At 67.4% G+C, this 12,270-nt stretch carries 12 protein-coding genes; 8 read left to right on the top strand and 4 right to left on the bottom strand.

The window, feature by feature from the left end:
- Positions 1-92: 92 nt before the first annotated feature.
- Complete coding sequence (locus EKM57_RS03790) at positions 93-1,607, top strand: S1C family serine protease (RefSeq protein ID WP_129791153.1); 1,515 nt, start codon at positions 93-95, stop codon at positions 1,605-1,607.
- Between the two features lie 331 nt (positions 1,608-1,938).
- Here the strand turns inward: EKM57_RS03790 and ada are convergent, their stop codons facing one another.
- Together ada and EKM57_RS03780 are read right to left on the bottom strand one after the other, a co-directional pair.
- The gene (gene ada, locus EKM57_RS03785; RefSeq protein ID WP_129791152.1) at positions 1,939-3,030 is read right to left on the bottom strand and encodes a bifunctional DNA-binding transcriptional regulator/O6-methylguanine-DNA methyltransferase Ada; all 1,092 of its coding nucleotides are present in this window, start codon (positions 3,028-3,030) and stop codon (positions 1,939-1,941) included.
- Positions 3,031-3,033: 3 nt separating this feature from the next.
- Positions 3,034-3,501 (bottom strand): DUF1203 domain-containing protein, encoded by a 468-nt coding sequence (locus EKM57_RS03780; protein ID WP_129791151.1) that lies wholly within the window; start codon positions 3,499-3,501, stop codon positions 3,034-3,036.
- 383 nt (positions 3,502-3,884) lie between these two features.
- Here EKM57_RS03780 and EKM57_RS03775 point away from each other — a divergent pair, with 383 nt between their 5' ends.
- The 6 genes from EKM57_RS03775 to EKM57_RS03750 all read left to right on the top strand — a co-directional run bounded on the left by EKM57_RS03775 (position 3,885) and on the right by EKM57_RS03750 (position 9,305).
- A complete protein-coding gene (locus tag EKM57_RS03775; protein ID WP_129791150.1) occupies positions 3,885-4,439 on the top strand; it encodes a F0F1 ATP synthase subunit delta in 555 nt (184 codons plus the stop codon).
- A gap of 32 nt (positions 4,440-4,471) precedes the next feature.
- On the top strand, positions 4,472-6,001 hold the full coding sequence (atpA, locus tag EKM57_RS03770; protein ID WP_129791149.1) for a F0F1 ATP synthase subunit alpha: 1,530 nt from the start codon (positions 4,472-4,474) through the stop codon (positions 5,999-6,001).
- Positions 6,002-6,101: 100 nt separating this feature from the next.
- Complete coding sequence (locus tag EKM57_RS03765; protein ID WP_129791148.1) at positions 6,102-6,986, top strand: F0F1 ATP synthase subunit gamma; 885 nt, start codon at positions 6,102-6,104, stop codon at positions 6,984-6,986.
- On the top strand, positions 6,983-7,279 hold the full coding sequence (locus tag EKM57_RS03760) for a hypothetical protein (RefSeq protein WP_129791147.1): 297 nt from the start codon (positions 6,983-6,985) through the stop codon (positions 7,277-7,279). Before EKM57_RS03765 ends, EKM57_RS03760 begins: the two co-directional genes overlap by 4 nt.
- A 128-nt stretch (positions 7,280-7,407) precedes the next feature.
- Positions 7,408-8,892, top strand: coding sequence for a F0F1 ATP synthase subunit beta (gene atpD, locus EKM57_RS03755; RefSeq protein ID WP_129791146.1), 1,485 nt, complete (start codon positions 7,408-7,410; stop codon positions 8,890-8,892).
- Between the two features lie 146 nt (positions 8,893-9,038).
- Positions 9,039-9,305, top strand: coding sequence for an ATP synthase F1 subunit epsilon (locus EKM57_RS03750; protein ID WP_129791145.1), 267 nt, complete (start codon positions 9,039-9,041; stop codon positions 9,303-9,305).
- A 170-nt stretch (positions 9,306-9,475) separates the two neighbouring features.
- On the opposite strand, the gene EKM57_RS03745 is transcribed toward EKM57_RS03750, so the two are convergent.
- Positions 9,476-10,387: a DMT family transporter gene (locus EKM57_RS03745; protein WP_243450870.1), complete on the bottom strand. Its 912-nt coding sequence runs from the start codon at positions 10,385-10,387 to the stop codon at positions 9,476-9,478.
- Positions 10,388-10,500: 113 nt separating this feature from the next.
- Here EKM57_RS03745 and EKM57_RS03740 point away from each other — a divergent pair, with 113 nt between their 5' ends.
- Positions 10,501-12,024: a CpaF family protein gene (locus tag EKM57_RS03740; protein ID WP_206185286.1), complete on the top strand. Its 1,524-nt coding sequence runs from the start codon at positions 10,501-10,503 to the stop codon at positions 12,022-12,024.
- Between the two features lie 42 nt (positions 12,025-12,066).
- Here the strand turns inward: EKM57_RS03740 and EKM57_RS03735 are convergent, their stop codons facing one another.
- On the bottom strand, positions 12,067-12,258 hold the full coding sequence (locus EKM57_RS03735; protein ID WP_129791144.1) for a hypothetical protein: 192 nt from the start codon (positions 12,256-12,258) through the stop codon (positions 12,067-12,069).
- Positions 12,259-12,270 lie beyond the last annotated feature (12 nt).

The following is a 12,270-nucleotide window of genomic DNA, read 5'->3' as shown; positions in this document are numbered from 1 at the left end:
ACCGGGTTTTGCGACTCCTGGCGTTCGGGCGCCACTTCGCTTGCCAGCGCATGGGGAGCCCCCCTAGATTGCGCGCGAGAGCTTTCCGACCGATGACCCGCTTCCTCCTCGCCTTGCTGGCACTGCTGGCGCTCGCGCAGCCGGCGCGCGCGGACGACATCTCCGCCGCGGGCCGCGGTGTCGTGCGCGTCGTCGTCATCATGTTCGAGGATGGCGAGGTCGCCGATTTCGGCCATGGCAGCGGCTTCGCGGTCGCGCCCAACCGCGTCGTGACCAACGCCCACGTCCTCGCGCTGGCGATCGAGAATCCCGATATGGTGACGGTCGGCGTCGTCCCGTCGGAAGGCAGTCAGGCCTATCGCGCCCGAATCGTCGCCGCCGATCCGGCACGCGACCTCGCCCTCCTCGAGCTCGAGGAAGGCTCGCTGGTGCCGCTCGCTTTCTACAACGGGCGGCTCGAGGACGGCATGCCGGTGGCGGCTTTGGGCTATCCGGGCAACGTCGATCTCGCCACCGCCGGGTCGGCCGAGGATTATATCACGCCGCTGCCGCCGACCCGATCGGTCGGGATCTTCTCGAACGTGCGGACGATCAACGGCATCGCGACCCTGCTCCACACCGCGAACATCGCGCGCGGCCATAGCGGCGGGCCCCTGCTCGACCAGTGCGGGCGGGTGCTCGGCGTCAACACCCTGATCACCCGCAACATGGACGGTGACGCACCCTTCGCCTTCGCCGTGGCCAATCGCGAGGTAAGCGCCTTCCTCAACCATGCCGCTCAACCCTTCCAGGCCACGACCGCCGAATGCGTCAGCATCACCGATCGGCTGCGCCAGGACCGGGAACGCAGCGCTGCCGACGCGGCGGCGCGGGCGGAAGAGCGCGAGGCGCGCGAGCGCGAAGCGGTCGAGCGGGCGCTCGCTCGCGTCGACGAGGCGCGTGAAACCCGGCTCGCGGTCGCCGTCCTGCTGCTGGTCTTGTCCTTGCTCGCCTTCGGCGGCGCCGGCATCCTCACGATCAAGAACCGCTCGCGGCCGGCCATCATCCTCGCCATGGTCGGGCTGCTGCTGTTGATCGCCGCCATCGCCACCTTCTTCACCCGCCCGAGCCGCGAGGATGTCGATCCGGAGGCGGTTCGCGACTCCGCGACCGCGCAGGCGCAGGGCGGCGGTTTCGTTGGGCGCAACCTGTGCACCCTCGTGCCGGAGCGCAGCCGGGTCACCGTCTCCTCGGACGAAACGGTGCCCCTCCAGTGGAGCGAGACCGGCTGCGTCAACGGCCGAACCCAATATGCCCGCAACGGCGACGTCTGGACCCGCATATTGGTGCCCGAGGACGAGCAGGCGGTGACGGTGGCGGAGTTCCGCCCCTTCACGGGTGAATATGTCGTCGACCGCTACCAGCTCGGCGCCAGCGAGATGGCCCGCCTGCGCGAGTTGCGCCGCGAGGTCGACATCAAGACCTGCACCGCCGACCCTGAGGCTCGGACCGTTCTCGCCGACCAGTTGCGCGAGATCGGCGGCGTGCTGCCGGCCCTCCCCAACGAGCGTCTGGTCTATAGCTGCCGCAACCAGGGGCCCGTGCGAGGCAAGGCCAAGGCTGGATGATCGACGCTCAGGCGGTGGGCGAGCCGTTTTCGACAGCGGGATCTCTGTCTTGTTCTTGATTTGTTCACAGGATTCTGGTAAGGACGAGTCGACGGCCGGCTCTTTCTCATCGTGAATTGCTGAACGAATTGCCTCTCCGCCGAACTCCGGTCGGGGAACGCCCGCACGTGCGCCGCGGCCTCGCCGCGTGAACAGGAGTTGCTCACGCGAAGAGCGCGACGACGTTCGGAGGCGGAGGTCGATGAAGGCCTTCGTTCCGCGGCGGCGGAAGGTTCGCGCGCGTGGCACGTGTCAATTTCGTCAATTTCACGGGCGCCCGCAGGGCGGCGCTTCACGCGCCGCCCTGCCAGCCTTCCTTCTCGAGCAGCTTCGCCTTGCGCTGGAGGCCATAGGCATAGCCGCCCGGTGAGCCGTCGCCGCGCCGGGCGCGGTGGCAGGGGATCAGCACCGCCACCTGGTTGGCGCCGCAGGCGGTGCCGGCGGCCCGAACGGCCTTCGGCCGGCCGACCCGGGCGGCGAGCGCCGCATAGCTCAGGCTCTCGCCCGGCGGGATCCGGGAAAGCTCGCGCCAGACCGCTTCCTGGAAGGCGGTGCCACGCACGTCGAGCGGGAGGTCGTGCGGCTTTTCCGGCGCATTGACCGCCGCGACGGTGCGCTCGACGAGGTCGGACAGGGCCGCTCCGCCCGGCTCGATCGCCGCATTAGGGAAGCGGCGCTTGAGCTCGGCCTCGTCCTCGTCGAACGACAGGCGGCAGATGCCCCCCTCGGTCGCCGCCACCAGCATCGTGCCGAGCGCCGTCTCCGCCGTCGCCCAGCGGATCGTCTCTCCGCGGCCGCCGTCGCGCCAGGCGGAGGGGGTCATGCCCAGCCGGCCCTTGGTGTCCGCATAGAAGCGCGCCGGGCCCGAATAGCCGGCGTCGTAGATCGCGTCGGTTATCCGCTCGTTCTCGGCCAGGGCCGCTTCGACGCGCCGGCCGCGCAGCCGGCGATAATAAGCGGCGGGCGTGACGCCGGTCGCCCGCTTGAACAGCCGGTGGAAGTGATGCGGCGAGTAGCCCGCGGCCTCGGCCATCCTGTCGAGCGAGGGCGTCTCCTCGGATTCGGCGAGCAGGCGATAGACACGCTCCAGTGCCGTCGCCTCGCGTGTCACCTCGTCGGGACGGCAGCGCAGGCAGGGCCGGAGACCCGTCGCGCGGGCCTCCGCGGGCGTGGCGAAGAATCGAACATTCTCGCGCTTCGGGTGCCGCGCCGCGCAGGACGGCCGGCAATATATGCCGGTGGTGAGCACGCCGGTGACGAAACGTCCGTCCAGGGTCCGGTCGCGCGCCATCACCGCTGCCCAGGCGGACTCATCGGAGATGCGGGACGGATCGTTCACCGCGACAGATCTATTGCGGGTGGGGAGCGATGCAAGGGTGGCCATCTCTCAGTTCCTTTCTATGCAGGCGAGGAAGCAGCCGTGGACGGCATTGTGGGCATGGATGGTCGCGATCTCCGGTCGCTCGAGCAGCTCGGCGATCCTGGCTTCGGCCTCGCCGGGCATGGCCAGCAGCGCCCCCTTCAGCATGCCTTCGGCGTCGAAGCCGCGTAGGCCGAGCGTCCGGCCCTCGAACACCGGCGGCAGGGTGTCGACGAATCGGGCCGCCTCGGCGGCCTCCTCGCGGACGTAGATCGCATAAGCGGTGCGAAACGGCGTCGGCACGTCGTGCGACACGTGATTGACGAGCAGAAGCCGCTCGCCGGGCGCCGCGTTCTCGAGCGTCACGCGGCAGGGAAAGCCCTGCGGCGAATCCGCCGTCACCCGCATCGCCCGCCGCTCGGCCAGGTCCGCGTCGGAAAGGCCGAGAAACCCCTCGAACGCGGTCGGCGCCAGTCCTTCGATTCGATAAGCCATGAATAAGTCTCCTCGATGATGGGAGCTTTCTGCACCATGGCCGCGCAACCAGCGTCCCGCCCGTTGCTTTCAAAGCGAGGCGGCGATCCGCTCCACGGCAATTCATCGGGATCGGGCAGGTGGACAGCGCCCCGAATTACGGGCTGCGTTGCCTGGCGGCTCGGGGCCGTTCTCGCCTGCGTCGATTGCGGACCGTTCGGCCGCGCCGTGAGCGAACCCTTCGGACGGCGCCGGCGGAAGGCAATCCGAGCTTCGCGGCCAGCCTGTTTCCCGCTTCTTGCATCGCAGCAAAGCCCCTGCTACGGGCCGGCGACCCCATCGGGAGCGCCTTCGCGCGCCCTTTTCGCATGGGACAAAAATCCGATCCGGGAGTTAGACGGCGCGTGGATATTTCCAGCGGCATTCAGGCAAGCCTCGCGGGACGCTACGCGCTCGCTCTGTTCGCGCTTGCCCGCGACGAGAAGCAGCTCGAGACCGTCGGCAACAGCCTTGCGGCCGTTCGCCGGGCGCTCGCCGAATCGGAAGATTTCCGGGCACTGACCACGAGTCCGCTGATCGGCCGCGAAGAGAAGGTGAAGGCGATCGCTCCCGTTGCCGACGCGATGAGGCTGGACCCGCTGACCAGGAACTTTCTCGGCGTGCTCGCCAGCAATGGCCGTCTCGGCCAGCTCGGCAACGTGATTCGGGCGTTCAATCTTCTCGCTGCGAGCCACCGCGGCGAGATCACCGCCGAGGTCACCTCCGCCCATCCGCTCGACGACGACCAGGTCGAGGCGATCAAGCAGAATCTCCGCACCCGAATGGGCCGTGACATTGCCGTCGACCTCGACGTCGATCCCGCCATTCTCGGCGGGCTCGTCGTCAAGATCGGCAGCCGCATGATCGACGGCTCCATCCGCACCAAACTCAACACCCTCGCCCAGGCAATGAAGGGCTGAAAGCCCGCAACGGCTTCGATGAAAGGCTGAAAATGGACATCCGCGCCGCTGAAATTTCCAAGGTCATCCGCGACCAGATCGCCAACTTCGGCACCGAGGCGCAGGTCTCGGAGGTCGGCACCGTGCTGTCGGTCGGCGACGGCATCGCCCGCGTTCACGGGCTCGACAATGTCCAGGCCGGCGAGATGGTCGAATTTGCCGGCGGCGTGAAGGGCATGGCGCTGAACCTCGAGGCCGACAATGTCGGCGTCGTCATCTTCGGCTCCGACGTCGAGATCACCGAGGGCAGCACCGTCCGCCGCACCCAGACGATCGTCGACGTGCCGGTCGGCAAGGGCCTGCTCGGCCGCGTCGTCGATGGCCTCGGCAACCCGATCGACGGCAAGGGCCCGATCGAGGCGACCGAGCGCCGCCGGGTCGAGGTGAAGGCGCCCGGCATCATCCCGCGCAAGTCGGTGCACGAGCCGGTCCAGACCGGCCTCAAGGCCCTGGACGCGCTGGTGCCGATCGGCCGCGGCCAGCGCGAGCTGATCATCGGCGACCGCCAGACCGGCAAGACCGCCGTCGCGCTCGACGCCTTCATCAACCAGCGCGAGATCAACAAGGCGGGCGACGAGAGCCAGAAGCTCTACTGCATCTACGTCGCCATCGGCCAGAAGCGCTCGACCGTTGCCCAGATCGTCCGTGCGCTCGAAGAGAATGGCGCGATGGAATATTCGATCGTCGTCGCTGCCACCGCCTCGGAGCCGGCGCCGCTCCAGTTCCTGGCGCCCTATACGGGCTGCACGATGGGCGAATATTTCCGCGACAATGGCATGCACGCCGTCATCGTCTACGACGATCTGTCCAAGCAGGCGGTCGCCTATCGCCAGATGTCGCTGCTGCTGCGCCGCCCGCCGGGCCGCGAAGCCTATCCGGGCGACGTCTTCTATCTCCACAGCCGCCTGCTGGAGCGCGCCGCCAAGATGAACGACGCCAACGGCAACGGCTCGCTCACCGCGCTGCCGATCATCGAGACCCAGGCGGGCGACGTGTCGGCCTACATTCCGACCAACGTCATCTCGATCACCGACGGCCAGATCTTCCTTGAGACCGACCTGTTCTTCCAGGGCGTCCGCCCGGCGATCAACGTCGGCCTGTCGGTCAGCCGCGTCGGCTCGGCCGCGCAGACCAAGGCGATGAAGAAGGTGGCCGGCTCGATCAAGCTCGAGCTCGCCCAGTATCGCGAGATGGCCGCCTTTGCCCAGTTCGGATCGGACCTCGACGCATCGACCCAGCGCCTGCTCAACCGCGGCGCGCGGCTGACCGAGCTGCTCAAGCAGCCCCAGTTCAGCCCGATGCCGGTCGAGGAGCAGGTTGTCTCGATCTTCGCCGGCGTGAACGGCTTCCTCGACTCCGTTCCCACCGACGCGGTGACCCGGTTCGAGAGCGCGCTCCTGAGCCATATGCGCTCGGACCATGGCGACGTGCTGACGAAGATCCGCGACACCAAGACGCTCGACGACGACACGGCGAACTCGCTCAAGTCGATCATCGGCGATTTCGTGAAGACGTTTGCTTGACGCCGTCACCCCAGCGAGGGCTGGGGTCGATACGGCGTCGTTGAAGTGTTGAGACCGCTTGGATGCCAGCCTTCGCTGGCATGACGAAAAGTAGGGATAGATGGCCAGCCTCAAGGCGCTCAAGAATCGGATCTCGTCGGTCAAGTCGACGCAGAAGATCACCAAGGCGATGAAGATGGTCGCCGCGGCGAAGCTGAGGCGCGCCCAGTCGGCCGCCGAGGCGGCGCGGCCCTATTCGACGGGGATGGCCGCGGTGATGGCGAGCCTCGCCGGCCGGGTCGAGCCGGGCCCGCAAAGCCCGAAGCTGCTCGTCGGCACCGGCAAGGACCAGGTCCACCTGCTGATCGTCTGCACGTCCAATCGGGGTCTCGCCGGCGGGTTCAATGCCAACATCGTCAAGGCGGCCAGGCGCAAGGCCGAGTCGCTGATCGCCGAGGGTAAGACGGTCTATTTCTACTTGGTTGGCCGCAAGGCGCGGGCCGCTTTGGGCCGCCTGTTCCCGCGCCAGATCGTCCACCAGTACGACACGACCGAGATCCGCCAGGTCACCTTCGCCGATGCCCAGGCGATCGCCGCCGACATCGTCGAGCGCTACGCGACCGACGGCATCGACGTCGTCCACCTGTTCTACGCCCGTTTCCAGTCGGTGATGGTACAGGAGCCGGTCGGGCAGCAGATCATCCCCATTCCGCCGGTCGAGACGCGCGAGGGCCAAGGCGCCGGCGTCCCAGCCGCGGTCGAATATGAGCCGGACGAGGAAGAGATCCTGGCCGAGCTGCTGCCGCGCAACATCGCCGTCCAGATCTTCCGCGCTTTGCTGGAAAATGCCGCGTCCGAGGAAGGCAGCCGCATGACCGCGATGGATAATGCGACCAGGAATGCCGGCGACATGATCAACCGACTGACAATCGAGTATAATCGGACGCGCCAGGCGGCTATCACCAAGGAGCTGATCGAAATCATCTCCGGAGCCGAAGCGCTATGAAGATCCTCCTCGTCGCACTCGCGGCAATGGCCGCACAGGCGGGCGGACCGACCGTCGCCCAGTTCCAGTCCGCGCTGGCCGCGGCCTGCCCGGACCAGCCGACCCGGACCCGCAACGTCGCCTGCACCCGCCCCGACGAGGCGTCGGTCCAGTATAGCTGCGCCTATGAGATGCAGGGCGAGGACGGCCGCTGGGCCCGCCAGACCGCGATCCTCCAGCAGGCGGAGGGCGAATGGGTGTGGATCGACGGCCCGACCCGCTGCAGTGGCGAGGAAGAGCCCGAATTGAATTGAGAATGAAGGTGCCCCGGCGAAGGCCGGGCACCGGAACAGAGTTCCAGCTGGACCCCGGCCTTCGCCGGGGAACAAGAAAAGCAACGACTGGCCCTCCGCCTTCGCGGAGGAACTAGAAGGAAGAAGAGATGGCCACCGCCGCTAACACCCGCAGCAAGACCCCCGCCCCCGCCGCCGGGACCAACAATGTCGGCCGCATCAGCCAGGTGATCGGCGCCGTCGTCGACGTCACCTTCGAAGGCGAGCTGCCCGAAATCCTGTCCGCCCTCGAGACCGACAATGGCGGCAACCGCCTCGTCCTCGAGGTCGCCCAGCATCTCGGCGAGAGCACCGTCCGCACGATCGCGATGGATTCGACCGACGGACTCACCCGCGGCCAGGAGGTCAAGGACACCGGGTCCCAGATCCGCGTGCCGGTCGGTCCGAAGACGCTCGGCCGAATCATCAACGTGGTCGGCGAGCCGATCGACGAGCGCGGCCCGATCGGCAGCGACATGACCGCCCCGATCCACGCCGACGCGCCGCTGTTCGTCGACCAGTCGACGGAGAATGCGATCCTGGTCACGGGCATCAAGGTGATCGACCTGCTCGCGCCTTACGCCAAGGGCGGCAAGATCGGCCTGTTCGGCGGCGCCGGCGTCGGCAAGACCGTGCTCATCCAGGAACTGATCAACAACATCGCCAAGGGCCATGGCGGCACCTCGGTGTTCGCCGGCGTCGGCGAACGCACGCGCGAGGGCAACGATCTCTATCACGAGTTCCTCGACGCGGGCGTCATCGCCAAGGATGCGGACGGCAACGCCACGTCCGAAGGCTCCAAGGTGGCTCTCGTCTACGGCCAGATGAACGAGCCGCCGGGCGCCCGCGCCCGCGTCGCCCTCTCCGGCCTCACCCTTGCGGAATATTTCCGCGACCAGGAGGGCCAGGACGTGCTCTTCTTCGTCGACAATATCTTCCGCTTCACCCAGGCGGGTTCGGAAGTGTCGGCGCTTCTCGGGCGTATTCCGTCGGCGGTGGGCTACCAGCCGACCTTGGCGACCGACATGGGCGCGCTGCAGGAGCGGATTACTTCGACCAACAAGGGATCGATCACCTCGGTCCAGGCGATCTACGTGCCCGCCGACGACCTTACCGACCCCGCGCCGGCCACCTCCTTCGCCCACCTCGACGCGACCACCGTGCTTTCGCGCGCCATCTCGGAGCTCGGCATCTATCCGGCGGTCGACCCGCTCGACTCCACCAGCCGCGTCCTCGAGCCGCGTACGGTCGGGCAAGAGCATTACGAGACCGCCCGCGCCGTTCAGGAAGTGCTGCAGCGCTACAAGAGCCTGCAGGACATCATCGCCATCCTCGGGATGGACGAGCTCAGCGAGGACGACAAGCTGGTCGTCAGCCGCGCCCGCAAGATCCAGCGCTTCCTGTCGCAGCCCTTCCACGTCGCCGAGGTGTTCACCGGCATTCCGGGCAAGTTCGTCCAGCTCGAGGATACGGTGCGCAGCTTCAAGGCGGTCGTGAACGGCGAATATGACCACCTCCCCGAGGCCGCTTTCTACATGGTCGGCGGCATCGAGGAGGCCGTCGCCAAGGCCGAGAAGCTGGCCCAGGACGCGTAAGAGACTGCTCTCTCGCCCGGCGGGCGAGAGAGAAGAGCCGCACAGCGGCGAAGGGAGAGGGGCAGTCGGGCAAGCCGCGCTTGCATACGGACTTCCCCTCTCCCCTGCCCTCTCCCCCTGAAGGGGAAAGGGAGTAAGAGGATGATATGGCCGACCTTCATTTCGAGCTCGTCACTCCCGAACGCCTGGTCCGTTCCGAGGAGGTCTACATGGTCGTCGTCCCCGGCACCGAGGGCGATTTCGGTGTGCTGGCCGGCCACGCCCCGGTCATGTCCACGATCCGCAACGGCGAGCTCGCCGTCTATCGGACCCAGGGCGCGGAGCCCGAGCGCATCGCCATCGAAGGCGGCTTTGCCGAGGTGAACGAGAAGGGCCTGACGGTGCTCGCCGAGAAAGCGGACGCGGCCGCCTGAGTCGGCCCGCATGACCTGAGAGCTGTCCGTCGATACGCGGCTTCGACAGGCTCAGCCGCTACTCAGGATGAGCGGTTCTCCCTTATGCTCACCGCTCATGCTGAGTAAGCATTGAGCCTGGCGAAATGCCGTATCGAAGCACGCCCTCCGCCTGAACGATACCGCGTGGCCTACTCCGTCTCCGGCACTTCCTTCGGCTTTTGCGAGCGCCACAGCCACAGGCCTCCGGCCACGATCAGCGCCGCTCCGCCGAGCGTTGACAGATCCAGCGCGCTTCCGAACAACGCCCAGCCGAGCGCCGCGGCGACCAGCAGCTGAACATAGGTCATCGGCGCAACCACCGCCGCCGAGGCGCGCACCGTCGCACTGTAGATGAGCAGATGCGCGATCGTCGCGGTGAAGGCGACGGTCAGGCATTTGACGATGACGCTGAGCGGCGGCTCGGGGACGTGGAACTGGGGGTCGCCGGTAAGCGCCAGCAGTACGGTGGCGGCGATGAGGATCGGCGTTGCCATCATCGCGGCGAGGAACTGCATCGCGATCGGCGAGGCGACGCCGGCCGCCTTTCGGTTCAGCATCACCAGGATCGACATGCCGAAGGCGGCACCGAGCGGGAACAAGGCGACGGGGCCGAGCGCGAGCAGATTCGGGCGGAGCACTACCAGCACGCCCGCGAAGGCGAGCAGGGTCGCGACCCAGGTCGCCGGCCGAGTCCGCTCGCCGAGAACCAGCGGTGCGAGCAGGGCCGTCAGGATCGGGCTGGTGAACTGGACCGCAGTCGCGTCCGCCAGCGGCATCGCCATCACGCCCAGGAAGAAGCAGATGGTGGCGATCGCGACTCCGGCGCCGCGCCCCAGCTGCAGCCAGGGCCGAGGCACCGCGAAGCCGCCCCGGCCCTCGCGCAGCGCGACCACCGCGGCGAGGCCGGCCGCGCCGGCCGTGTAGCGCAAGGTCGCCACCGCCGTCGCCGGCCACTGGCCGGCCATGGTCTTCACCAGCGCGTCGCCGACCGACAGGATGGCGAAGCCGGACAAAGCGAGCAGGAGGGCGGAGCGAACCGAGGGGGCTGCTGGAGCGGGCACGCCGGCTCTCTGTGCGAACGGCCGCGGTTAGGCAATTGTCAAAGTTTCCCCCTTATTCACCAGTCGCAGCGGACGGGAACCGACTGGATGACAGCCGAGGTCAAGCGAACGACATGAGTGCTTTTGGACGACGCAACGGGATGGGCGGCGGCACTGCCGGCCGCCCGAGCTTCGGTAGCGCGAAGCCGATGAAAGGTCCGGCGCTCGGGCCGGCCGATGGCGGCAGCCAGTTCCCCCCGATCGAGTCCATCCCCCTTCCCGCCGAAGAGCCGGCCTTCGATCCCACCGCGACGATCGAGCCCATGGACGCCATGGCGCGTCTGGCCGACCGCCAGGCGCAGAGCGGCGAGCAGGGCTCGTCGCGCAACGAAGGTTTCGAGGCGGCGATCCACCGAATCAAGGAACAGGTGCTTCCCCGCTTGCTCGAGCGCGTCGACCCCGAGGCGGCGGCGACCCTTTCCAAGGACGAGCTCGCCGAGGAGTTCCGGCCGATCATCGGCGAGGTGCTGGCCGAGCTGAAGATCAACCTCAATCGCCGCGAGCAATTCGCCCTCGAGAAGGTGCTGGTGGACGAGCTGCTCGGGCTCGGCCCGCTCGAGGAGCTGCTCAGCGATCCCGAAGTCAGCGACATCATGGTCAACGGGCCCAACCAGACCTATGTCGAGCGCAAGGGCAAGCTCGAGCTCGCCCAGATCCAGTTCCGCGACGAGGAGCATCTCCTCCAGATCGCGCAGCGCATCGTCAACAAGGTCGGCCGTCGCGTCGACCAGACCACGCCGCTCGCGGACGCCCGCCTTCAGGACGGCAGCCGCGTCAACGTCATCATCCCGCCGCTGTCGCTGCGCGGAACGGCCATCTCGATCCGTAAATTCTCCGAGAAGCCGATCACGATCGACATGATGAAGACCTGGGGGTCGCTCTCGGACAAGATGGCGACCGTGCTCAAGATCGCCGGCGCGAGCCGGATGAACATCGTCATCTCCGGCGGTACCGGCTCGGGCAAGACGACGATGCTCAACGCCATGTCGAAGCTGATCGACCCGGGCGAGCGCGTCATCACGATCGAGGATGCGGCCGAGCTTCGTTTGCAGCAGCCGCACTGGCTTCCGCTCGAAACCCGTCCGCCCAATCTGGAAGGCCAGGGCGCGATCTCCATCGGCGACCTCGTCATCAACGCACTGCGCATGCGCCCGGATCGAATCATCCTCGGCGAGATTCGCGGCCGGGAGTGCTTCGACCTGCTCGCGGCGATGAACACCGGCCACGATGGATCGATGGCGACCCTCCACTCCAACTCCCCGCGCGAATGCCTGGCGCGTATGGAGAACATGGTGATGATGTCGGACATCAAGGTGCCGAAGGAGGCGATCTCGCGTCAGATCGCCGATTCGGTCGACCTGATCGTCCAGGTGAAGCGGCTGCGCGACGGCACCCGCCGCTGCACGAACATCACCGAGGTGATCGGCATGGAAGGCGACGTCATCGTCACCCAGGAGCTGTTCAAGTTCGAATATCTCGACGAGACGCCCGACGGGAAGATCATCGGCGAGTATCGCTGCATGGGCCTTCGTCCCTACACGCTCGAAAAGGCCAAGATGTTCGGCTTCGACCAGCCCTATCTCGAGGCCTGCCTCTAGCATCCTCATCCGCGGTGGGCGGCGAGTCGGGCCCGGACGCAATCAGGCGTGCACCGCCAGCACGACGAACGCCATCGCACCGAACAGACAGGCGACCTGGATCCCGCGCCACGGCACCCATCCGGGCTCGTCCAGCTCGTGACGGCGCGTCCTGCGCCATTCGGCCACTCCCGCCGCGACCGCCAGCGCCAGGGTGGCGCCCGCGCTCGTCCATAGTGTAGCTTGCGTCGTCATGCTCTCTCCGTC

The sequence above is a fragment of the Sphingosinicella sp. CPCC 101087 genome, from assembly GCF_004151485.1.
In the GTDB taxonomy this organism is placed as follows: Bacteria; Pseudomonadota; Alphaproteobacteria; order Sphingomonadales; family Sphingomonadaceae; genus Allosphingosinicella.
This window is presented reverse-complemented; position numbering and strand designations above follow the sequence as displayed.